This is a genomic window from Pseudomonas sp. KD5 (assembly GCF_012932895.1).
In the GTDB taxonomy this organism is placed as follows: Bacteria; Pseudomonadota; Gammaproteobacteria; order Pseudomonadales; family Pseudomonadaceae; genus Aquipseudomonas.
This window is the reverse complement of record NZ_JDWJ01000002.1, coordinates 474,631-497,689: the sequence shown is the minus strand read 5'-3', so window position 1 is coordinate 497,689 and position 23,059 is coordinate 474,631. Positions and strand designations below refer to the sequence as shown.

Below are 23,059 nucleotides of genomic sequence, written 5' to 3'. Positions count from 1 at the left end.
CGTATTGCGCTGCCAGCCAAGCATTATTACCGCCATTCCTTATTTGGCGGGCTAGCTCACGACTGCAGCACCCAACCCGCCCTAGAGGCGGGTTTTTAGTTTCTGTCTCTTGGGCTCCGATCAAAGTCAGGAGACGACCATGAACAGCACCCCCGTCCAGCAGAGTTTGCTTGAGCATTACGTGAAAAAGATCCTCGCCGCGCCGGTCTACGAACTCGCCGTGCGCACGCCGTTGCAAGCAGCACCGGCCTTGTCCGAGGCGTTGGGTAATCAGATCCTGCTCAAGCGCGAAGACTTGCAACCGACTTTTTCCTTCAAGATACGTGGTGCTTACAACAAGCTGGTGAACCTGAGCGATGAACAGAAGGTTCGGGGCGTGATCACCGCATCGGCAGGCAATCATGCCCAAGGCGTAGCGTTGGCGGCTCGCGAGTTGGGGATTGCCGCCACTATCGTCATGCCCTGCACGACGCCGGAGTTAAAGGTGCAGGGTGTGCGCAGCCGGGGTGCCAATGCGGTGCTGCACGGCGAAAGTTTTCCGTTTGCCCTGGCCTATGCGCTGGACCTGGCACAGCAAACCGGCCGCACCTTTGTCTCGCCCTTCGACGACCCGGACGTGATCGCCGGGCAGGGCACCGTCGGTATGGAGATCCTTCGTCAGCACCAAGGGCCGCTGGATGTGATCTTTGTGCCGGTGGGCGGTGGTGGCTTGATCGCCGGTATCGCTGCGTACGTCAAATACCTGCGCCCGGAAGTGCGCATCATTGGCGTCGAGTCGGAACATTCCGCCTGTTTGCGGGCGGCCTTACAGGCCGGCGAACGGGTTGTGCTGCCAACCGTCGGCACCTTCGCCGATGGTGTGGCCGTCGCTCAGATCGGCGCGCATGGTTTCGAGGTCTGCCGGTTTTGCGTCGATGAAGTGCTGACCGTCAGCAACGACGAACTCTGTGCCGCGATCAAGAATATCTACGACGATACCCGCTCGATCACCGAACCTTCCGGCGCCCTGGCCGTGGCGGGTATCAAGCAGTACGTGGCGCAAACCGGCGTCCGAGGGCAGACCCTGGTGGCCATCGATTCCGGCGCGAATATCAACTTCGACAGCTTGCGTCATGTGGCCGAGCGCGCCGCGTTGAATGGCGCCCCGGCATAAGGGATGGGCGGATTATTCCTGAACGGCTTTCTCGACGCGGCTCGACGCCGACCAGATCCGGTAGCGCACTTCGATGTCTTTGGGCACGTAGAGCACGATCGGCAGTTTGCTGTTGTAGCGTAGCTTGAAACCATCACCGACCACTGGTACGAAGTCTTTCTTGCTCTTGCCGTCAGGGCAGGCCATCAATGTGCTCATTGGGCCGGTGACTTTTTCCAGCCGGTAGAATGGGTAGCCCCAGCCTTCGAGGTTCTTTTCCTCAAGCATGCCGCCCAGACGCTGACGGTTGCAGTCGACGGTCAGGGTCTTGCCGGCCAGAATTTCGACCTGGTAGGCGTCTTCCTGTTTTTGTGGAGCGAGATGAATGACCTGGCGGGTAAAGCCGCTCTCCGGCTTGGGGTACGGTGCGACGTCTTCGAGTGTCGCAGCGTGGGCTGCGGACGACAGAAGGACAACTATCAGCCCGGCGGTCGTGTTAAAGGACAAAGTACCCATGATGCCTCCTTGCGTGTGTGTGGGGTCAGCAGATACTGAAAAGATGGACCGCATTCTCACTGCCGTCCTTGCCCAATGCAAACCCGCCCTCAGAGGGGGGTTGCAAAATGCAGGTATTGAAAGCTGACCTTTCTTGCATTTTGCATGACGCAATGTGTTGCCATCTTCTCTAAACCTTGATTTGCCGACGAGGCGCAGGGCGAAATTCCGGGCATGTTTTATGCTGAAGCTGTCTTGAGCTGACCACGGTCCCATTGAGTCAGCGCTGAAACAAAAAAAAACGGTCGGACGTTGGAACGATGAAGCCCGCAAGGAAGAAAAGAACGGGCGATCTGAGCTCCGACCGACAATTGATTTCGATTGGCAATCTCACAATACCGAGAGGGTGGCCATGTTTCTTTCTGCCTTGGAACTACGCAATATCGTTGAAAGCAGTTTTCTTCCGAAACGCTGCCAATGCACGCTATCGCCAGACCTGTCGATGACCGTCAAGGTGTATTCGGACAACGAGACTGACCATCTCGACTTGTGCGTTACCGGCATAGACGCCCATCGCCTCAATGGGTGTCGGGAGATTAATCATCTGATCGCCGAGTTACGCACCGACCTTGAGCACAAGACCCATAGCCAAATGTTCAGCCCAAAGTCAAAAGCCCATTAATTAACCGGCCGTTTCACGCAATTCGAGCGACACGCGCCGGGTCTGGATAAACCCCAGACCCAGCGCCAACTCCACCAGGATCGCCAGTAAGATACCCGGCCCGGCATGACCATTGAGCCATTCGCCGAAGCCCAGCGCTGCCAAGCCGAAACAGCCAACCATAAAGCCGCTGCATATCGCACTTCTCGCCGCCGAGGGCGGTGCCTGCCGCACGAGATAAAACATCACCCCCAGCGCACCGAACAGCACCGCACTGCGCCTGGCCACAAACCCCGCTGCGGACGAATACTCGATACTCCAGATCGCCAGCAGCCATTGCGGCATCAAACCCCACACCAGCGCCAGCAGAAAGCAAAGCGCGGCGGTGAACGTCGACAGTGTGCGAAACGAGAACGGCATGGCGAATCCTTTCGGCGGTAGAGGGGACGCCAAAGCATAGCGTCAGAATCCCCGCAGGCCTACCGCCAAGTGCCGAATCAGAATCGTCTGTCAGCTCTGATAACTGCACGCGTCAGAAAGTTTTCGATAGGTAATTTCTGCTGGCTTGCCCGAGGTGCTATCGATGTACTTCATGTCTGCCGTGACCACTTCGCAGTCCAGCGTCGACGGTTCGGTCATGGAAATGACCTTGCCCACATTCAGAGGCATGCCGTAGTGATAAGGCACGGCCTGGGAGGACGACGTATCGTTGGCCTGAGCGAGACCGGCGAATGCGGTGCAGGCGAGGGCGGTGGTCATCAGCAGTGTTCGCATGTTCATGATTGGGTCTCCAGTGCAGAGGGGAAGCCAGTTCGATGCAAGAGCATCGAACCTGCCGCACTGGGCGTCAGAGGGTGCTGAGGGAGTGCGGTCCAGTAAAGTTTTGGACCGCAGGATTAATCGAAGGTTAAGTAGCGGGCTAATGGTTGTTGCTAGCCTGTTGTGCGGTCATCTATTCGAGGCGCACAACCTTGAACCCACGTCGATTTGGAGGCGTCTCTATACCAGCGGGTCCTTCCAACTGCCCCCTTCCTGCAACATAGTCATAGACCAGAAACTTCGCCGACACTTCATACCCGATATTAGGAATGACGAGCCGGACCTGCTCTCGTCCGAGGTACAGCCAACGTGGTAACGCCTTCTCGGCAAAATCTATTCGCTCGACGGTGTGAGTGACAGGGTTCTTGCGTAAAACGACGCCTTTTAAATACGGCGAGCCGTATGCGAAGGCGAATATCAGGCTGGAAGAAACACATTTTGCCAGGAAGACTTCGCCGAAAAAGTCGAAATCCGGGATGTCGGTAAAGGCCGGTTGGATTTTGCTGTCGAGTTTCACAAACAGGCGCTGGCCTTGCGCATTCGTTTCCGCCAGCAAGGACACCTGAGTTCTATCGGCCAAAGGGCAGGTGAGGATTGTCTGGAGTGGTTGCGCGTAGGCCGGGGCGGCTAGCAGTGCCGCGATGATGTACTTCCATGGTGTTTGCATTCGGGGAAATCCCTTCGGTTGTCGGGTCCTACATTACTCATGCGCTTTATCTGCCGACTCAGGATGGTTACGACCTGCTGCAGGTTGCGCAGCAGCGGATGATGGGGTGGAAAGCGCCGGTCTGACGGATACGGTATTACACGCAGGCCAGCCTCTTGCGGACGCTGGCTTGTTCGCCCATCCGAACAATGATTGGCTGAAGTCAAGTCAATCTGCCGCCACTTTATTCTTCACCTGACCAATACCAAATAGTATCGCCCCATCTCGAGTCGCTGAAGCTCGGCATGATTTCGCCCTGTTCGAAATAGCGACGAGATTCTGCTTGTGCAGGTGTAAACCAATAGCCTGCTTTACTGCAGGGTTGCCCTGCATTTATACGAGCAATCTGGGCAGTGTCGGTTGGTTGGTAATTTCTCGCGTATTCAACTAAGCCTTTTGGATAAACCCTATGATTAATTTTGCTGTCTTCGATACCGTACAGAAAAGCAATAGCACCAGCCTCCAGCGCTTCTACAAGCTTTTCCAATAATGGGATCAGGACTACGATCTCATTGCCAGCGGTGTAGCGTATCAGTATTTCCTTGAGTATCAGCCTCTGAAAGTATCTGGCTCTTAGCGATTTTTCTTGCTCGTCAGAGTCGGCCTGAAACGTATTTTCTTTGAAGAATTCAATCGAATCTTTGTAGTTGATAAAAAAATTATCGAAGCGGCTTGATCACCGTTTTTTCGGCGGCCATCCCGGAGTCCTGCTGGTAACTCACTGGCGCCAGCTTGTGGCCGCTGGCCGAGTGCTGGAAGTGGAAATGGATGCCTTCCTCTTCGCAAAGACGCTGGATGAAATGCAGGTCGGATTCGTCGTACTGCACGCAATACAGGCACTTTTCGAGGCAATTGACCGCTACGTCAGATAAAAAGAAGGCCCCACAGAGGGGGCCTTCGTTTATGACTCAGCCAATGAATTCAAAGCGATTGCAGGGAAATGGTCGCGCTCTGAGAGTTTTGCTGGCTGTCAGCATCCATCCAGACCCACTGCGTACCGTCGCCTTGCAGATTATTGGAAATGCTCTGAATCTGCGAGTAACTGATCTTGACGGCCCCAACTTCACTTGCAGTAGGCCCGATCGTGGTGACCTGGCCGGAGAGCAGGCCGTTCGACGTCTCATTGACGACGAACACGGTCGCTTGCGCCTCACGGAACTGGCAGGAGAGGAACTGTGTAATGGTGCTGGTGATCGTCAGGTTCATCCATTTCGATGGGGGGACCGCATAGTAGCGGGTGTACTTGTTGAACGGATGCTGCTCACCATCGGCCGGCAGCGGATAGTTGCTGAGCCCCGATGTGTTGGTCGGCATGCTGACACTTCCCAGCCAGATTTCGACCTGTGATTTACCGGCGTTGCTGGACAGTGAGACCGAAACGGTTTGAGTATCGGTGCCCGAGACAAAACCCAACGATGCCAGGCCTGCATTGGCCGTGGTGCCAGGCACCGTGATCGGTACGGGCGGCTGGCTGTTGCTCCAGTTCACGGAGACAGTCGAGTTGTTGTCATTTTGCGCGGAGTTGTAGATAAAGATGCCATAAAGCTGGCCTGGGCTAAGTGCGGTACAGGTGGCTGTATCTCCTGCGGTGAGAGTTATACGTTGTCCGCCGTTCCAGTTAATTTGGGCAGCTGAGATAGCGACACTTTCCATGTTGGAGTTCCTTTTCCTGTTGTGGTGGTATAAGGATTCGCACAGCAGTTGTCCTTACCTGCGCCGTGCGTGGGAAAGATACTAGTTGAAGGCATGTGGCGGTCAAGCAACTACTTGGTTGTAATTGGCTGCGTGCAATTATTTTTTGGAATAGTTGCAAGTGTAAAGAGCTATAAATTTACTTCAAATTAGAAAATACATGGCTGTCAATAGCCGCTTATCTTTTGCCTGGATTTATAGTTTTAAATTGCAATAAGAATATATCTAAAAAACATAATGGGCGAAAAGATATAACGCCCAAAAGAACCATATGCAGGCTGTCTTTTATTCATGTCCGCCGGCAGGCCCTGAAATCAGGACCTGCCATAGCAGGGGAGGTATGAGGGCGTGTATTTCAGCTCAACTGCCGCCGATACGGTAAATCCGGCCCGGTCTTGCTGCAGGTCAACGCTGCAGCGCTCACCGCAAACCTGAGCATCGCGTCAATCTGCTCACGGCTCAGCCGCTGCACACCCGCAACCGAATCCAGCTGCTGCTCGGTCAGCCAGGTAATCAGCGCCGCCTGGAAGGTATCGCCAGCCCCAACGGTGTCGGCAATCTTCACCGAACACGCCGGCACCGACCATGTGCCATGAGCCCGGCTGAACACCGTCGCGCCCTGACCGCCACGGGTCAGGAACACCAGCTGACAGCGATGCTCCAGCCAGCTTTCGATCACGCGCTGGGGATCCTGTTCGGGATACAACAGGTTCAAGTCTTCATCGCTGACCTTGATCAGGTCGGCAAGCTCCACCAGGGTGGCGATCCGTGAACGCCACAACTCGATGTTCGGCTCGGGATTCAGGCGCACGTTCGGGTCGAGGCTGATCAGGCGTTTGCCGCTTTCCCGCTGCACCAGCGCCAGCAAGGTATCGGCAACCGGTTGGACCACCAGCGAGAACGAGCCGATGTGCAAGCCGCGCACTTCAGGCCCCAGTTCTGGCAGGTGCTCCAGTTTCAATTGCCGATCAGCGCAGCCTTCGCCGCGAAAGCTGTAATGGGGCGAGCCATTGGCGCCGACCGCGACCATCGCCAGGGTGGTTGGGGCGGCAAAGTCCACGAGGTAATCCGGGCGCACGCCTTCATCCTGCAGCACTTGCTGCAAGCGGCGGCCGAGGTAGTCGGTCGACAGTCCGGCAAACAGCGCGGCATCCACGCCCAAGCGGCACAAACCCACCGCCACGTTGAACGGTGAGCCGCCGGCAATTGCCTTGAAATTCACTTTGGATGCCAGGCCGCTGGCATCGTCTTCGCTGAAGAAATCGAACAGCGCTTCACCACACACCAGATACATAGTTGCTCGCTCTTTAAAGGGTTGCGACATGCTGTTGATAGCGTTCATAGGCCTGCTGACAGGCCTGTACATTTTCTGCAATCGGCAGGGTTTCACTGGCCAGGTCGAGCTTCACGCAGCGCTCGCACAAGTCCGCCAGACTGTCTTCGTGGCCGTTTGCCCAAGACTTGCACCACGCCGCCTGAATCGCTGCGCCAAGCGCCGCGGCCTCGCTCTGTTCGGTACAAATCACTGGCGTATTCATGATGTCGGCGACGATTTGCCGCCACACCGGGCTCTTCGAACCGCCACCGATCAGGCAGATGCTGCGGCTTTGTAAGCCATTGTGGCGCAGTAGGTCCAGCCCGTAACGCAAACCGAAGGTGGTGCCTTCCACCACGGCGCGGCACAAATTGGCACGGGTCAGATTGGTCATGGTCAACCCCAGCAGGCTGCCGCTGGCATGGGGCAGGGCGGGAACGCGTTCACCATTGAGGAACGGCAGCATGCACACGCCTTCAGCACCAATCGGCGCGTGTTCGACCAAGGCGTTGAACTGCTCGATATCCAGTTCGAACAACTCGCGAATCGCGCCGGTGGCATTGGTCAGGTTCATGGTGCAGATCAGCGGCAACCAGCCGCCGCTGGAGGAACAGAACGTCGCCACCGAGGCGTCTGGACTGACGTGCGCTTGCTCGGCATAGGCGTAGACCGTTCCCGAAGAACCGAGGCTCATGGTGATCGCGCCGGGCTTGATGTTGCCGGTGCCGATCGCGCCCATCATGTTGTCGCCACCGCCGCTGGAGACCAGGGCCTTGGGGTTGATGCCCAGATGCTCGGCGATGCCTGGCAGGATCGTACCGACCGGCTGGTGGGCATCGATCAGCTCCGGGAGCGCGGCTTGCAGGCGCCCGGTGGGATCGATGTCGCGCAGCAGTTGCAAGTCCCACTGGCGGGTGCGTACGTTGAAATAGCCGGTGCCCGAGGCATCGCCGTACTCGCTGCAACTGCGGCCGGTAAGCCAATAGTTGAGGTAGTCATGGGGCAGCAGGATGCGGGCGGTCCGGGCGAAAATTTCCGGGTGCTGTTCTTTGGTCCAGAGCAGTTTCGACACGGTATAGCCAGGCGCGATGACCACGCCGAGGCGTTCCAGGGAGCCTTTTTCACCGCCCAGATGGGCGAGCAAGCGGTCGTTCTCCGGGGTCGATTCGGTGTCGCACCAAAGCTTGGCCGGGCGCAGTACCTGGCCGTGATCGTCGAGCAGCACCAGGCCATGTTGCTGGCCAGAGACGCCGATGCCGAGGATGGCCTGTCCGTCCACGTCCGCGGCGAGCAACGCGCGACGGGTAGCCTGGGTAAAGGCTTCCAGCCACTGGGCAGTGTCTTGCTCGCGACGGCCATTGGGGCCGCTGATGAGGCTGTGGACAGCAGCGCCCTGACCGAGGACCTGACCGCTGTGTGCGTCGAGGATCACGGCTTTGGTACCTTGGGTGCCGCAGTCGATGCCCAGGAATAGTTGTTGGTTTGCCATGGAAACACCCTACCGAAGATTGTTCCCACGTTCTGCGTGGGAATGCATCAATGGACGCTCTACGTCCGCTTCTGGATGGGACGCGGAGCGTCCCGGGCTGCATTCCCACGCAGAGCGTGGGAATGATCAGACGGCCAGCACTCGTTCGAGCGTCTGCGTCACGCCAACCTCCCGCAAGCTGTTACAGCACCACTCGAACGCCGCGACGAACTCTGGCGAACGGGGAATCGCCGTGCCGAAAATCTCCTCAACCTCCAGCAGCCGCTGGGTGATCAACGCATCATCGGCCACCAGCGCCTGACAGAACGCCGCCCGCGGATCCGGAATTGTATAGGTGTGGCCATTTTCATCCACGCCTTTGAGGTACAGCGCCCAGGCCGCCACCACCAGCGCCACACGTTTGGTCTCGCGGCCGTCGGCGATCAAGCGGTTGAGGGTCGGCACGGTGAATTTTGGAAACTTCGACGAGCCGTCCGAACACACCCGCTCCAACTGATCGGCAATCGCCTGATTGGAGAAGCGCGCCACCAGGGTGTTTTTGTACTCGGTCAAATCGATGCCCGGCACCGGCGCCAGTTGCGGCGTCACGTCCAGGTCCATGTAGGCGCGCATGTAGCGCACGAACAGCGGGTCGTTCATGGTTTCGTGAACGAAACGGTAACCCTTCAAGAACCCCAGGTAGGTCAGGGCCAGGTGACTGCCGTTGAGCAGTTTGATCTTCATTTCTTCGTAAGGCGTGACGTCGTCGGTGAACTGCACGCCGACCTTTTCCCAGGCCGGGCGACCGTTGACGAACTTATCTTCCAGCACCCACTGCACAAACGGTTCGCAGACCACTGGCCAGGCGTCGTCAATGCTGTGTTTGTCGTGCAATTGCAGGCGATGCTGGATGCTGGTCATCGGCGTGATGCGGTCGACCATGGCGTTGGGGAAGCTGACGTTGCGCTCGATCCAGTCGCGCAGGTCGGCATCGCGCAGGGCGGCGAACGCGAGCAGGGCTTTACGGGTCACCGCGCCGTTGTGCGGCAGGTTATCGCAGGACATCAGCGTGAACGCGGGCGTGCCGGCTGCACGCCGTTTGGCCAGCGCGGCGCAGAGGAAACCGAACACGGTTCTCGGAGCGTTCGGATTGCTCAGGTCGTGCTGGATCTGCGGCAGGTGTGCCATGAACTCGCCGTTGCTGTCGTCGATGCAGTAGCCGCCCTCGGTGATGGTCAACGAGACGATGCGGATCTCGGGGCTGGCCAGTTTATCGATCAGCGCCTCGGCGCCGTCTTCGGCCAGCAGCATGTCGCGGATCGCGCCGATGACACGCACTTCGGTGTCGTCGGTATCGCCGAGTTCAAACAAGGTAAACAGGTAATCCTGCTCTTTGAGATCGTCCCGGGCGCGACGATCTTCGGCGCGCAGGCCAACGCCGCAGATGGCCCAGTCCAGTGCTTCGCCGGTGTTCATCAAAGCGTCGGTGTAGTACGCCTGATGTGCGCGGTGGAAACCGCCGACGCCAATGTGCGCGATGCCCTGGCGGGTGTCGCTCAGGGTGTAGGCGGGCAGGGCCACCTCGGGGGCGAGGCGGTTGAGGTTGGACTTGTTCAGTTTCATCGCATGTTCTCTGATATCAGGCTGCGGCGCGCAGTGGACGGGTCAGCGCCACGCCGTTGGCATCGAATAAATGGCAGTGTTCGGCGTCCAGGTGCAGGCTCAGGGTTTCGCCATAACGGCTGGCCAAATCGCCGCGAACGCGCATGGTCAACGCTTCGCCGGACGACGTCAGCACATGGCAGAAGGTGTCGCTGCCCAAACGTTCGCTGACATCGGCGGTGACTTGCAACGTGCAGTCGCCAGGTTGCGCCAACTCCAGGTGTTCCGGGCGAATGCCCAGCGTTACCGCACCGCCGACGCTCAGGTTGGCAGCGCTCAGCGGCAGAGTGATGCGGGTACCGGCGTCCAGCAGCACTTCGCAGCCCTGGCTGTCGACACGGGTGACTTTGCCTTTGAGGAAGCCCATTTTCGGTGTGCCGAGAAAACCTGCGACAAACAGGTTGGCCGGCTGGTGATACAGGTCCAGTGGCGAACCGACCTGCTCGATCTTACCGCCATTGAGCACGACGACTTTGTCGGCCATGGTCATGGCTTCGACCTGATCGTGGGTCACGTAGATCATGGTGGCTTGCAGTTCTTTGTGCAGGCGCAACAGTTCCAGGCGCATCTGCACCCGCAGGGCGGCGTCGAGGTTGGACAGCGGTTCGTCGAACAGGAAAATTTTCGGGTTACGCACGATGGCCCGGCCGATCGCTACGCGCTGACGCTGACCGCCGGACAGCTGTTTCGGTTTACGTTCGAGCATCGGCCCGAGCTCCAGGATGCGCGCTGCTTCGCCGACTTTCTTCTCGACTTCGGCTTTCGCTACACCGGCCAGGTCGAGGGCGAACGACATGTTTTTACGCACGCTCATGTGCGGGTACAGGGCGTAGGTCTGGAACACCATCGCCAGGTCGCGCTTGGCCGGGCTGACTTCGGTGATGTCGCGGCCATCGAGCTCGATGGTGCCGCCGCTGACTTCTTCAAGGCCGGCGATCAGCCGCAGCAGGGTCGACTTGCCGCAACCCGACGGGCCGACGAACACCACGAATTCCTTGTCGTTCACTTCCAGGTCGATGCCTTTGATGATGGAAAAACCTTCGAAGCCTTTTTGCAGATTTTTGATTTTCAGGTTGGCCATGATGGCGCTCCTTTATGTTTATTCTTTGAGGGCTATTTCACGGCGCCAAACGACAGTCCGCGGACCAGCTGTTTCTGGCTGATCCAGCCGAAGATCAGGATCGGCGCGCAAGCCAGGGTCGACACCGCCGACAACTTGGCCCAGAACAAACCTTCGGGGCTTGAGTAAGAGGCGATCAGTGCGGTCAGTGGCGCGGCTTTGGACGAGGTCAGGTTCAGCGACCAGAACGCCTCGTTCCAGCACAGGATCAGCGACAGCAACACCGTGGAGGCCAGGCCGCCCTTGGCGATCGGCAGCAGCACCCGGACCATTTCCTGCCACAGGGTGGCGCCGTCCAGGCGTGCGGCTTCGAGGATGTCCTTGGGGATGTCTTTGAAGTAGGTGTAAACCATCCAGACCACGATCGGCAGGTTGATCAGCGTGTAGATCACGATCAGCGCAATTCGTGTATCCAGCAGGCCAAAGCTCTTGGCCAACAGGTAGATCGGCATCAGCACACCCACTGGCGGCAGCATCTTGGTGGAGAGCATCCACAGTAGCGTGCCTTTGGTGCGCTGGGTTTCGTAGAACGCCATGGAGTAGGCGGCCGGCACCGCAATCAGCAGGCACAATGCCGTGGCGCTAAAGGAAATCACCACCGAGTTCCAGGCGAAACTGAAGTAGTCGCTGCGCTCGTTGATGTGCAGGTAGTTTTCCAGCGTCGGCGTGAAGATGAACTGCGGTGGTGTGGCGAAGGCGTCGATTTCAGTCTTGAAACTGGTCAGCACCATCCAGAAGATCGGGAAGAAAATCAGGATCGCGATGGCCCAGGCCAGAGTGCCGAGCAGCAGGCTTTGCAGACGACGGGATTGTTGAAGAGTCATGGCGCGGGCCTCAGGCTTTGTCTGTCAGGTTTTTGCCGATCATGCGCACCAGCACAATGGCCGCGATGTTGGCAATCACCACCGCGATCAAGCCACCGGCGGAGGCCATGCCGACGTCGAACTGCACCAGCGCCTGGTTGTAGATCAGGTAGGCGAGGTTGGTCGAGGCGTAGCCGGGGCCACCATTGGTGGTGGTGAAGATTTCGGCGAACACCGACAGCAGGAAGATGGTTTCGATCATCACCACCACCGCAATCGGCCGGGCCAGGTGCGGCAAAGTCAGGTGCCAGAAAATCGCGATCGGGCCGGCACCGTCCAGGCGCGCTGCTTCCTTTTGTTCCTGGTCGAGGGACTGCATGGCGGTCATCAGGATCAGGATCGCGAAGGGCAACCATTGCCAGGACACAATGATGATGATCGACAGCAGCGGGTAGTGCGCCAGCCAGTCCACCGGCTGCGCGCCAAACAGCTTCCAGATGTAGGCGAGAATCCCCGAGACCGGGTGAAAGATCAGGTTCTTCCAGATCAGCGCACCGACGGTGGGCATGATGAAGAACGGCGAGATCAACATCACCCGCACGATGCCGCGACCGAGAAACTCACTGGCCTCCAGCAACGCGCTGATCAACACGCCGAACACCACGCTGATCAGCAACACACTGCCCACCAGCAACAGGGTATTGGTGGCGCCGGGCAGGAAACCCGAATCGCTCAGGAAGTAGCTGAAGTTCTCCAGCCCCACGAATTCGTTTTCGCCGGGGTAGAGCAGGTTGTAGCGGATCATCGAAAAGTAAACGGTCATGCCCAACGGCACGATCATCCACAGCAGCAGCAACGCCACCGAGGGGCTGACCAGAAACCAGCCGGGGTTGCTCAACCGGCTTTTACGCACCGGCTGGGGGATGTCCATGTGAGCTTTGACAGTGGTTGAAGTATTCATGGCGATCAGAACCGATTGGGAACAGACAAATGAAGATCAACTGTAGGGGCGAGGCTGTGTGGCGAGGGGGCTTGCCCCCGTTCGGCTGCGAAGCAGTCGCAAAGTGTTTTTGGGGCCGCTTCGCGACCCAACGGGGGCAAGCCCCCTCGCCACACAAGCCTCGCTCCTACAAGTGCGCGGGGTTATTTGGGATAACCGGCGCGCTTCATCTCACGTTCGGTGGTTGACTGGGCGGCGGTCAGGGCCTGGTCGACTGTGGTCTGGCCGATCAACGCGGCCGAGAACAGCTTGCCGACCTGAGTGCCCACGGCCTGGAATTCTGGAATGGTCACCAGCTGGATACCTATGTAGGGCACAGGCTTTTGCGACGGTTGGCTCGGGTCCGCGGCTTTCAGCGATTCCAGCGTCACCTTGGCGAACGGCGCGGCATTCATGTAAGCCTCGGTGTAGGTCGAGGCGCGAGTGCCTGGTGGCACGTTGGCGATGCCGTCTTTTTCCGCGACCAGGGCTCCGTACTCCTTGGACGTGGCCCAGGCGCTGAAGGTTTTCGCCGCTTCCTTGGCCTTGGAACTGGTGGGGATAGCCAGTGCCCACGAATACAGCCAGGCCGAACCTTTGTCGGTGACCTGATGCGGTGCGTAAGTAAAGCCCACGTGGTCGCTGACTTTGCTCTGGGTTTTGTCGGTCACGAACGAGCCGGCCACACTGGCATCGACCCAGATCGCGCACTTGCCGCTGTTGAACAGCGCCAGGTTCTCGTTGAAGCCGTTGCTCGACGCGCCGGGCGGGCCGGACTTTTTCATGGTGTCGACGTAGAAATTCAGCGCATTTTTCCACTCAGGACCGGTGAATTCCGGCTGCCATTTCTCATCGAACCAGCGAGCACCATAGGCGTTGGCGACAGTGGTGATCAGCGCCATGTTTTCGCCCCAGCCAGCCTTGCCGCGCAGGCAGATGCCGTACTGTTCTTTGTCTTTATGGGTGAGTTTGCTGGCGAATTCGCCGATCTGTTCCCAGGTCGGGCGTTCCGGCATGGTCAGCCCGGCGTCCTTGAACAGGTCGGTGCGGTAATAGGTGATGGAGCTTTCAGCGTAGAACGGCAGGGCATAGAGCGAGCCCTTGACCGAAAGACCTTCACGCACCGAAGGGAAAACGTCGTCGAGGGCGTAGTTGGCCGGCAAGTCCTTCATCGGTTCCAACCAACCCTTGGCGCCCCAGAGTGCGGCTTCGTACATGCCGATGGTCAACACATCAAACTGTCCGCCCTGGGTCGCGATGTCGGTGGTCAGGCGTTGGCGCAGGACGTTTTCTTCAAGCACCACCCAATTGAGTTTGATGTCCGGATGCTCGGCCTCGAAGGTTTTCGAGAGCTTTTGCATGCGGATCATGTCGCTGTTGTTGACGGTGGCGATGGTCAGGGTCTGAGCGCCGAGGCTGACGCTGCTGAGGGTCATGCAGGTGAGGGCAAGCAGAGCTTTTACAGAAGGTTGCATCGTGCACTCCTTTTCTGCACCCAGGGGGTTACAGAAGGACAGTTATTGTTTTTGTGTCTTCCTGCGCAGGGAAGAATGTGCAGCGATTACAGCCTTCAATTGACGGGCTGACAAATCATCCATCGCACTGTGATCGATACTTTTTTGCACTGGGCTTTGGCGGGGGAGATGCAAGGACAGGCTTTGCAGAGGCGAGCGGTCATTGAATTTGTACAGGTTTCATCGGCCTCTTCGCGGGCAAACCTCGCTCCTGCAGAAGCGAGGCTTGCCCGCGAAGGCGATCTAAAATTCAGCCGAGGTTTTGCTCAGTCAACCGCTGCACCGCCAGCCGCCGATAGTGCGACGGCGTCATGCCCTTGAGCTGCTGAAAACGCCGGTTGAAGTTGGAAATATTATTGAAGCCCGACTCGAAACACACATCGGTCACCGTTTTGTCGCCATCGGCCAGCAGCTCGCAGGATTTGCTGATGCGCAGGCGATTGACGAACTCGATGAAGCAGCGTCCGGTGGCCTGTTTGAACACTCGGCTGAAGTAGGTCGGCTTCAGACCCAGATGCTCGGCCACCTCTTCCAGCGTTAAATCCTTGGCGTAATGGGCAAAGATGTAATCCACCGCGCGGTTGGTACGGTCGATATTGTGTTCATCGGCCAATTGCGGCGTCGTGGCACCGGACAGCAACTGGTAGTCATCGGACGTCGCCAGCAACTCCAGCAGAATGAAAAAATGCCCGAGCCGGGTCATGCCTTGGGTGTCGGCGATGCGCTGCATCAAGGTCATGGCCTGGCGGATGGTGCGCTTGCAGCGAAACTCGATGCCGTACTGCGCGCGCTCCAGCAAGGGCGCAATTGTCTTGAGTTCGGCGAACACCTGATGGCCGCTTTCAAACAGCTCGTCAGTGAAGTTGACCAGCATGTCGCGCTCGGGCACCACTTCGTCTTCGGCCACCTGGCTGATCCAGTTGTGGGGCAGGTTGGGGCCGGTCAGGAACAGTGTTTCCGGGTAGAAGTTACCAATGTAGTCACCAATGAACACCTTGCCGGAGCTGGCGACGATCAGGTGCAGTTCGTATTCCTTGTGGAAATGCCAGCGCACCAGGGGGCAGGGGAATCCGTGCTGGCGATAGATGATGGACAACCCGTTGTGGTCGTCCATCAATTCATAGGAAGGATCGGTGACTCTGGCTGTTCGGGTCATGTCAGGGTGCTTTTATTGTTATCGCCCCTTGATCATGCCTCTTTCGGGACGCCTAAGGCCAGCTTGCAACGCGACTGTGCTCAGACGGGGGCATGCAAGGCATCACCGTATACCGCTTTCATGCTGGTGGCACTCCAGCAGTAACGAACGATTTCGGATTCGTCGAAAAAGTCGGTATTGATGATGCTGCAGCGCGTCACCCAGTCCCGGGTGGGATTGAACCAGTCATTGATATGGTTTTTGATATCTTGAGGCCCTCCCAGAAACGCGTAGCTGGTGGCTGATAACGACCATAAAAATGTTTCGTAAGGCGCGTCTTTGAGTGTATTGGAAATATGGGTTTTCAGATCATCGCTATTGGTGAAGCGTCTGCCGGCCCACTTGTGTGTGATGCGCGGCCAGAAGTAGTCCTCATCGAGCTCCCGCCGTGCAGGCGCCGCCAACACTACCCTGCGACGAGCACTGATACGCTTTAGTTCGCCGATCGTTTTTGTGGCGTCACCGGGTGGTATGGCCCGCTGTCCGAGTTGACTCACCAGAAGAGCATTGAGTTTCTGATAGTCAAAGGGCTTGTTGCCGTCCCCTAGTTCATGAAAGTCGAAAACCACAAATTCGTCCGGGTTGCGACCCAGGAAAGATAATATTGCGCTGATCAGCTCATCGAGGACTCGATGGGATTGGTAGCCATTGTGATGGAAATAGAAAATCGACTGATCAGCCCCCTCGGTGTAGCCCAAGCGGATATCGAATGCCCGTGCGCCATTGGACAATTGCCATGTAAATGAACCGTTTTGACACGTCGTCCAGTTGCCGACGACCACCTCATAATTAGGCGCCTGTTTATCCATGCCGGCATTATGGGCGCCGGGCCAGACAACATCAGTCAGTTTTATACGATCGATGTCGAGGGCATTACTCATCCACTTTTGTTTGTCCAGCGTGATTACTGCGTTATGGGTCATGACAGTTCCTTGTCGTAGACTCGTCCCCTCCATGGAGGGGACGAGGTCCATGTTTCGGGTGTGGCTGCGTGCCATACCTCTATTACTACGCCTGCGTAGAAAGGCTTTCATGACCCAGCATAGAAGTGCGCAACAGCATTGCCAGTCACGGAAATACTTGCATAAGAAATAACCCTTAAATGGCACAGCGCTAGTTGGCGCGCTTGGCCGTTTTACTCAGGTTCGCGGTCAGGCAATATGAAACGATGTTGCTTTCTTCAATGAAGTCGACGTTGATAATGTTGCACCGTGTTGCCCAGTCGCTATTATTCGGATCAAACCACGAATTAAGCTCATCGTGAATATCTACCGGACCGCCGAGAGCGCTATAACTGGTCGCGGACAGGGACCATGGTGCCCATGAACCTGGCGGATATTTCAGCACTTTTATAATGTACTGCTCCAACTCGGCGGCACTGGTGATGCCGTTGCCAGACCATTTGTGCTCGATTTGCTGGATGAACACGTTCTTGTCAATTGCCCAGTGCCAAGGCGCAGCAACCACAACGCGTTGGCTGTCGCTGAGGCGTTTGAGTTGGCCGAGGCTCAACGAGCGATTTTGGTTGGGAATCAAGCGACGCCCAAGGAAGTGGACCATCATCTTATTGAAGTAAGCGTAATCAAAGGTATCCCCATTCAACTCATGAAAGTCCAGGATGATGAATTCATTGGGATTTTCTTGCAGAAATGCTTCTACGTCACTGACAAGGTGTCCAAGCGTGCGGCCGTTACGGTAGCCGTTGTGATGAATGCAGAACTTGCCAAGCCCCGGCGCACTGGCGTCATACGTCAAACGGATGTCAAGCACTCGGGAGCCGTGGCGCAGTTGCGAGTAAAACGATTCGTGCTGACACGCCAGCCAATGGGCGCCCGGGATCAGCGGCCAGGATGCCTTCCAGTCGCTGCCGGCGTTATGGGTGCCTGGCAGTGTCAATTCGGCGAGCGACAAAGTATCAATCGCCGGCGTGGCGGCCATCCAGTTTCTAAATGCGTAGTTGTTCTGAATAACGTTATCCATTTAATGCATCCTTGCATTGTTTTATAGGTGTTATCGGTTGATCGAATTTTATGTTTTTCACTTCGATCAACGATTTATAAATAGGAAAGTAGAGGTGATCAACAATTGTGATAATGCAAAATATGTGTGGTTGGTTTCGTGACTTAAGTGAGATTTCGGTTTTTTGCCTCGATCCATTGCGCCATGTATTGCGTACTTTTATGGTGGTGGTGGCGCAACATACTGCCGGTAAAATTATCGCGTCTAAGTTGAGGCAAGTGCTGTTGGCAGTGCAACAACTTCTTGATCAATGCCGGGCCATGTTCCGACGTTTTATATCGATCGGCCAGCAACCTCTGTCCGTGGGATTGGGCCTGTGCCCAAAGCGCTTCATTCTTGTACAGCCGCACCGCACAGTCAGCCACTTCCCGTGCCGTGCGAGCAACGGCCCCAGGCCACGGATGTTCGCCGTGCATCGCTTCGGCACCGATAGGCGTTGTAACCGTGGGCGTGCCGCACAGCATGGCGTCGACAATCTTGCCTTTAATACCGGCACCGAAACGCAGAGGCGCCAGACAAATGCGTGCCGCCGACATCACTTGCAAAGCATCTTCTGCCCAGTTCATGACATGAAAACCCTGGGCCGGGTTATGCAGCGCGGTAGCTTTGGGGGGCGTGTAAGCACCGTAGATATGCAACTGAGCCGCAGGCAGTTGCTCGCGGATCAACGGCCAGATGGTTGTTTTCATCCAGAGCACCGCATCCCAGTTGGGCGCATGTCGAAAATTGCCGATGCTGAGAAAGTGCGCCCGATCTTCAAAGGCTGTCGGCGGTACGCACGCAGGCTCGACCATCAGCGGACACCAGTGCAGCAAGTTGCGCGGTAGCTTGAACTGCTCGACCAGCAATTCGATCTCCACTTTAGAGATCATCAGGTTCAAGTCGCAACGGTACAGCGCAGCAATCTCCCGTTTGGCGAGATCGGTGTCAGCCATCAGTTCGAATTCTTCGCGCAACGCCGGCGCGAACAAGTCGCTGAAATCATTGTTGTCGTCACTGGCCTTCAAGCGATCCTTGAGCCGTTGATGCCGTGCATGACGAAGGCTTTGCAGGTCAGAGGTCTCAAGCACGCGCAAGGCGTTGGGGCAGTGTTTTTCGACTCGCCAACCGAACTGTTCTTCCATCATGAACTGGTCGAACAGGACAATATCCGGTGCGAGTTCACTGATAAACGCATCGAAGCTGCTGTTGTTCAATTCGATCGGCACTTCGCGGATGCCCAGCGCGGTCAGGTCAGCACGATGCTCACCGGTTCCAGCCGGACTGCTGAAGGTGATGTCCCAGCCTTGCTGCAAGAACGTATCGAGGATTTGCATCACATGCCCGCTGGCCGCCGAAGAACGGGGCTCGGGCCAGACGTAACCAATGACAAGGACTTTGGTTGCGTGGGGCTGGATCATGTAAGGGCGTTCCTTGAGGCGGGTAAAGGGCGGGGGAGAAGATGAAGGCCGTAATTAAACCACAGCCCGCAGTGCTTTTCCGTCCGCGATCCTGCGCCAGGGACAGTGCTCGCGATCACACCGCCTCACTACGTCACGACAACAGTTGCGAGGATTTTCCCAAGTTGATTCGAACAGGGTCGATGACCCGGCCTGAACCGGCATTTTTTAACGCACGGCGCAACGCCGACAGGTTGTCGTAGAACGCCGGGGCGTTGGTCTTCAACTGGCTCAACAGTGACGTCACCATTGACTGGGAGTCGGCGTTGAGCAAAGCAGGCGCCGTATGGAAAAGCTCTGAAGGAATGAATGCCGGAGGATCCAGCAATATGGGGGCATCGGCACCTGCCAGCTTGCTGGAAAGGTCGATGTGCGTGCGACCTTTGGCCAGATTCAACAACTCGGCTACGTCCACTTCACCCGACTTCAAGGCATGTTTTTGCGATTTTTGTGCGTAGAAGAAGTCCAGAGTGTCGGGACCTCCATGGGACATCTCATGGATCAACACGTCGGCGATTGCACTGTTGTCATACTTAACGCTGCGGTAAAAATCGTTCAGGTGGTCTGCATAAAATACGATGAACTCTTCAAGGGGGGCGTCGGCCTTGGACGCGGCTTGCCAGCTTCGATACTTGCCAGGGTATAACCCGCCTATGACCGATTTTTGGGTGCTGGCCTCGATGGTGAAATTGGTGGTCTTGATCGCATCAAGGTCATCTTTGATCAACAGAAGATCGTCCAGGTATCGTTCGGCAATTGCGGACGAATCGTCACCGAAAAATGTCCGGTAGACGAATTTCCTGTCAGTGTCGTGAAGGCGACTGGCTAATACCTCTATCGCATTGCTGACTTTATTTCGCGCAACAGGCAGAGCATTCTTGATGATCGCGCGGCTGTAATTTTTCGGCAGCAGTCGATGCCATCCACGAACGGGAATGAAGTCCGTCAATTTCAGGTTTCTCAGTGGCGCCCCCCATGGCGAGCCCGTTTTTACGTTGAGGGCGTACCAGTCTCCGCGTTTTTCGACAATCAACAGATGGGCAGGCTCGCCTGTATCGCCCAGTTTTTTCCAGGAGCCCTGCAGGATGTCTGTGCGATTGGCTGCTTTGAGCAAGTCATAGGTTTGCGCGCTGCCCGTGAGTCGGCGGACTTGAAATGTCGCCGCCTCGATGGCCGCCAGACTGTGTTTACTGAATTGCAATGCGCCTTTCTTGATCAGGTGTGCACCGCTGAAGAGCAAATCAGGTGCGCCATCCAGCGGGTTCAAGAGTGAAACCGCCAGGCGTGAGGTGAGTTTGCCGAGTTGGGCGGACCTTGACGCAAATGAGGTCGCTTTCGAGGCGGCACTGGTGAGTTTTGCGCTGAGGCCGATTATCGAGCCGACCACCGCCAGGCCATCGAGTATGCAGCCGACAGCGCCTTCGGCCCGGGTGGTGCTGCTGTCTGATGACAGGTCTTCAATGCATTTTTTGAACGGCACGACCAAATCAATGATGAAAGTCTCGATTTTCTCTGCTTTGTCTCGCTCCAGCTCCAGTGCGGTTCGTCCTTCACCATTGTGCTTGAGTTCTTCATAGCTCGCGAAGGGGCGGTGCTGGACGATGAAAAGGGCCAGTTTTTCCAGTTGCTCATTGAGAAAGCTCTGGTAATGACTACCGATCGACGGGGCCCCCGACAGGGGGGCGGCAATCATGCCGAGTTTTTCGATCACGGCGCTGCTCGAGATACCCTCGCGTGGTTCAAAGCCCTGGCTGTAAGCGAGAAAATCAATGGGCATCTGAAATGGGCTCACCGCCGGTGTTGGCTCGGTGATGTTCCCGGTGAAGTCCACCCTGGCCGGTGAATTGATCTTTCCAGAACTGACAATCAATCGGCCCAAGGCGTTGTTCTTTCGACATTCACCACGCAGGGTGAAGAGCTCATAGCAGTCAACTTCCCCTTGGTAAGATGCGGTGATGATCACCGCGTAACGGCAAGTTGCTGCGTCTTTATCCTGTTGGGTTTCCTTGTAGTGGGTCGGTTGAATGCCGGCACCAATAAGACCGATGTTACTGACCGGTGTGGTGTAGGGACGCGCCACTGATTTGCGAACGGTATAAACACTGATTTCCCCCATTTGAAGTGCAGTGCGGTCCAGTGCCGGTAGCTGTGACAGGGCGAGTTTTATATTAGTGAGAATGCCTGCTTCCAGGTTCTGGTGGTAGGCATCGAAGGCAACCTCATACAATTCGCTTGCCGGCGTCAGATGTTCAATGTCGGGAAGTTCCGGGTAGATGTCATTGGCGTTATTCCAGTCCAGAGTGACCAGGTCATCAGACATGTGCAAATCAACGACGGACATTTTCAACCTCGACCCGCGACCCGGGTTAAAGCCCCGGCCGGTCTTGGTCAGATTCACCGTCTCCAGAAAACGGCAGTTCGGGTACGCCTTCTGCAATTGAGCAAGTGCAATGTTTCGTCGGGAGGGAAGTGGGGTGGTGAGCGAGTGAATGACTTGGTCAAAACGATTGATATGTTGTTGATAGGCATCGATCGCGACGATCAGGGACGGCTTGTCGTACTGGCCGTGTGCATCAGGGGAGATGACCTTGTTCATGGTCGCCCAATTAATGACGGGCTTGATCGTAGAGGCGTTGTGCAGCAGTTCCAGTTCCGGGGTCACGGGCTCCAACGCCGAAAACTTCAGGAGTTCAGCGTAGGACATCAGCCGCGAGGATCCCGGGTCATAGGCCTCGGCCAAGGCAACCGCCTGCGTGAGCGCAACCCAGGCCGGTGTTCCAAGTCGTATCGATGTGGGCAGGCCTCGGACCAGAAATTCCGGCGCAATTCCCGCCAGCAAGATGAACGTGGCAAGCGGGGTGGCCACTCCCGAATCGCGGCCCAGCCCCACCAGGTGCCGGTCTAGATCCTCCCGGACTGCCTCGGGACTGCGATCGACGTTGCTGGGCTGATAAAGCTCGTAGCCGGCGACCTCACTACCTGTGATGTCTGCCAATGGGTCGATGGCAAGTATGATGGCGGCCACCAGTAGCGATTGAAGATGCTCCTTGGGGGTTTCCTGGTCTTCGTGCGCGCCGTACCAGCCTGTAACGTTGAGGTACTCTTTGGCCCACTCGATCGCTGTTGATGTCTCCAGAATCTGGTCCAGCAAGTAATCCGCGCCGGCTTGCACTTCGTCACTGGTTCTGTTGCCGATGACAGGGCGTGCGAGCTCCTCCAGCATTTGCTGGGGGCGCGTGAACGCTTGCAGAGTGAGGCGCGCCACCTCACCACGCTCAGTCTTGCTCAGTACAAAAGGCGAGTTCTCATGCCCGGAGACGGCTTGCCAACAGTTGCCGATCGGTGGGCCCGCGGGCAAGTCCAGGGACAGGAAGTCAATCAGGTTTCCGGCCTCGGCAACCGTCGTCGGAACCGTCAACTGATTAAAGCGCAGCCATTGTTCAACACTGATGTCGTGAGCGAAATAGATATACCCGCCCGCGTGAAGGGCGATCTCACCAATCATTGATAAAGTCTGCTGGAGTTTCGAGAAATACTTGATGTCTTCCATCAAGTTATGCCAGCCCCCCTGCGAGCCGGCGTAGAGGTTACCCTCGATATCCACTCGCAATGGCGGCAACATGTCCGAGGCACTCCAGGCCTCATGTGACGCTATAAAGTCAGGACTAAGGGTGGTGCTTTCCAGTAGTTCTTTTGCAGGACCATAGATTTCATCAAACAAGGAATTCGGGCGATGCGAAATATAGAATGTTGAAAGATCAATCTCTTGCGTGCTTTCCATTCCTTTTATGTAATGCACCAAGGCGCGGACAAAGTCTTCTCGTTCTGCTTGCGTGGCTTTTAGTTGTTGTGCGTTTTCAATCGGAGGGTACACCGAGGCGTGGCTCATAAACATCCATTTAATTAATCGTCGTAGGGATGCGCCAGGCGTAAAATGTTATTGTTTTGGCGCTCGACAAGCGTAACTTCGGCGATTAATAAATGGGTAGTGCTACTTGTTTATTTAATGTGTCGGCTCGGATTTAAAGAGCAACTTGCCG

At 56.8% G+C, this 23,059-nt stretch carries 19 protein-coding genes and 2 pseudogenes; 2 read left to right on the top strand and 19 right to left on the bottom strand.

Features of this window, described 5'->3' with window-relative positions; all coding sequences use genetic code 11:
• Positions 1 to 139: 139 nt before the first annotated feature.
• Positions 140 to 1,135: pseudogene (gene ilvA / locus AF70_RS05900) on the top strand (threonine ammonia-lyase, biosynthetic); the annotation flags it as partial.
• A gap of 30 nt (positions 1,136 to 1,165) precedes the next feature.
• Here ilvA and eco read toward each other — a convergent pair.
• The gene (gene eco / locus AF70_RS05895; RefSeq protein ID WP_028940526.1) at positions 1,166 to 1,648 is read right to left on the bottom strand and encodes a serine protease inhibitor ecotin; all 483 of its coding nucleotides are present in this window, start codon (positions 1,646 to 1,648) and stop codon (positions 1,166 to 1,168) included.
• Positions 1,649 to 2,039: 391 nt separating this feature from the next.
• Between eco and AF70_RS05890 the strand changes: the two genes are divergently transcribed.
• Positions 2,040 to 2,309 carry a DUF1652 domain-containing protein gene (locus AF70_RS05890; RefSeq protein ID WP_026331664.1) on the top strand — a complete coding sequence of 90 codons (270 nt, stop codon included), beginning with the start codon at positions 2,040 to 2,042 and terminating at the stop codon, positions 2,307 to 2,309.
• Here the strand turns inward: AF70_RS05890 and AF70_RS05885 are convergent, their stop codons facing one another.
• The 18 genes and pseudogenes from AF70_RS05885 to AF70_RS05800 form a co-directional block, all read right to left on the bottom strand.
• A complete protein-coding gene (locus AF70_RS05885; protein WP_028940527.1) occupies positions 2,310 to 2,708 on the bottom strand; it encodes a hypothetical protein in 399 nt (132 codons plus the stop codon).
• A gap of 90 nt (positions 2,709 to 2,798) precedes the next feature.
• A complete protein-coding gene (locus AF70_RS05880; RefSeq protein ID WP_028940528.1) occupies positions 2,799 to 3,068 on the bottom strand; it encodes a DUF2790 domain-containing protein in 270 nt (89 codons plus the stop codon).
• 172 nt (positions 3,069 to 3,240) lie between these two features.
• A complete protein-coding gene (locus tag AF70_RS05875; RefSeq protein ID WP_028940529.1) occupies positions 3,241 to 3,774 on the bottom strand; it encodes a hypothetical protein in 534 nt (177 codons plus the stop codon).
• A gap of 223 nt (positions 3,775 to 3,997) precedes the next feature.
• Entirely contained in the window at positions 3,998 to 4,465 is a 468-nt protein-coding gene (locus tag AF70_RS05870; protein WP_081625556.1) for a DUF1910 domain-containing protein, read from the bottom strand.
• A 19-nt stretch (positions 4,466 to 4,484) separates the two neighbouring features.
• Positions 4,485 to 4,646: pseudogene (locus AF70_RS05865) on the bottom strand (contractile injection system protein, VgrG/Pvc8 family); the annotation flags it as partial.
• Between the two features lie 88 nt (positions 4,647 to 4,734).
• Positions 4,735 to 5,466 (bottom strand): hypothetical protein, encoded by a 732-nt coding sequence (locus tag AF70_RS05860; RefSeq protein WP_018926045.1) that lies wholly within the window; start codon positions 5,464 to 5,466, stop codon positions 4,735 to 4,737.
• A gap of 394 nt (positions 5,467 to 5,860) precedes the next feature.
• Complete coding sequence (locus AF70_RS05855) at positions 5,861 to 6,799, bottom strand: carbohydrate kinase (RefSeq protein ID WP_028940530.1); 939 nt, start codon at positions 6,797 to 6,799, stop codon at positions 5,861 to 5,863.
• Between the two features lie 13 nt (positions 6,800 to 6,812).
• Positions 6,813 to 8,309, bottom strand: coding sequence for a xylulokinase (gene xylB, locus AF70_RS05850; RefSeq protein WP_028940531.1), 1,497 nt, complete (start codon positions 8,307 to 8,309; stop codon positions 6,813 to 6,815).
• A gap of 126 nt (positions 8,310 to 8,435) precedes the next feature.
• A complete protein-coding gene (locus tag AF70_RS05845; protein ID WP_028940532.1) occupies positions 8,436 to 9,911 on the bottom strand; it encodes a mannitol dehydrogenase family protein in 1,476 nt (491 codons plus the stop codon).
• A 16-nt stretch (positions 9,912 to 9,927) separates the two neighbouring features.
• Positions 9,928 to 11,031, bottom strand: a complete 1,104-nt coding sequence (locus AF70_RS05840) for an ABC transporter ATP-binding protein (protein ID WP_019579065.1) — start codon at positions 11,029 to 11,031, stop codon at positions 9,928 to 9,930.
• 32 nt (positions 11,032 to 11,063) lie between these two features.
• Entirely contained in the window at positions 11,064 to 11,894 is an 831-nt protein-coding gene (locus AF70_RS05835) for a carbohydrate ABC transporter permease (protein WP_019579064.1), read from the bottom strand.
• A 10-nt stretch (positions 11,895 to 11,904) separates the two neighbouring features.
• Positions 11,905 to 12,834 (bottom strand): carbohydrate ABC transporter permease, encoded by a 930-nt coding sequence (locus AF70_RS05830; protein WP_028940533.1) that lies wholly within the window; start codon positions 12,832 to 12,834, stop codon positions 11,905 to 11,907.
• 182 nt (positions 12,835 to 13,016) lie between these two features.
• Positions 13,017 to 14,327 (bottom strand): sugar ABC transporter substrate-binding protein, encoded by a 1,311-nt coding sequence (locus AF70_RS05825; protein ID WP_028940534.1) that lies wholly within the window; start codon positions 14,325 to 14,327, stop codon positions 13,017 to 13,019.
• A 289-nt stretch (positions 14,328 to 14,616) separates the two neighbouring features.
• A complete protein-coding gene (locus AF70_RS05820) occupies positions 14,617 to 15,522 on the bottom strand; it encodes an AraC family transcriptional regulator (RefSeq protein WP_026331663.1) in 906 nt (301 codons plus the stop codon).
• 80 nt (positions 15,523 to 15,602) lie between these two features.
• Entirely contained in the window at positions 15,603 to 16,484 is an 882-nt protein-coding gene (locus AF70_RS05815) for a phospholipase (protein WP_028940535.1), read from the bottom strand.
• A gap of 190 nt (positions 16,485 to 16,674) precedes the next feature.
• Positions 16,675 to 17,541 (bottom strand): phospholipase, encoded by an 867-nt coding sequence (locus AF70_RS05810; RefSeq protein ID WP_028940536.1) that lies wholly within the window; start codon positions 17,539 to 17,541, stop codon positions 16,675 to 16,677.
• 143 nt (positions 17,542 to 17,684) lie between these two features.
• Positions 17,685 to 18,980 (bottom strand): glycosyltransferase, encoded by a 1,296-nt coding sequence (locus AF70_RS05805; RefSeq protein ID WP_028940537.1) that lies wholly within the window; start codon positions 18,978 to 18,980, stop codon positions 17,685 to 17,687.
• 133 nt (positions 18,981 to 19,113) lie between these two features.
• Complete coding sequence (locus tag AF70_RS05800; RefSeq protein ID WP_155954652.1) at positions 19,114 to 22,908, bottom strand: hypothetical protein; 3,795 nt, start codon at positions 22,906 to 22,908, stop codon at positions 19,114 to 19,116.
• Between the last annotated feature and the right edge of the window lie 151 nt (positions 22,909 to 23,059).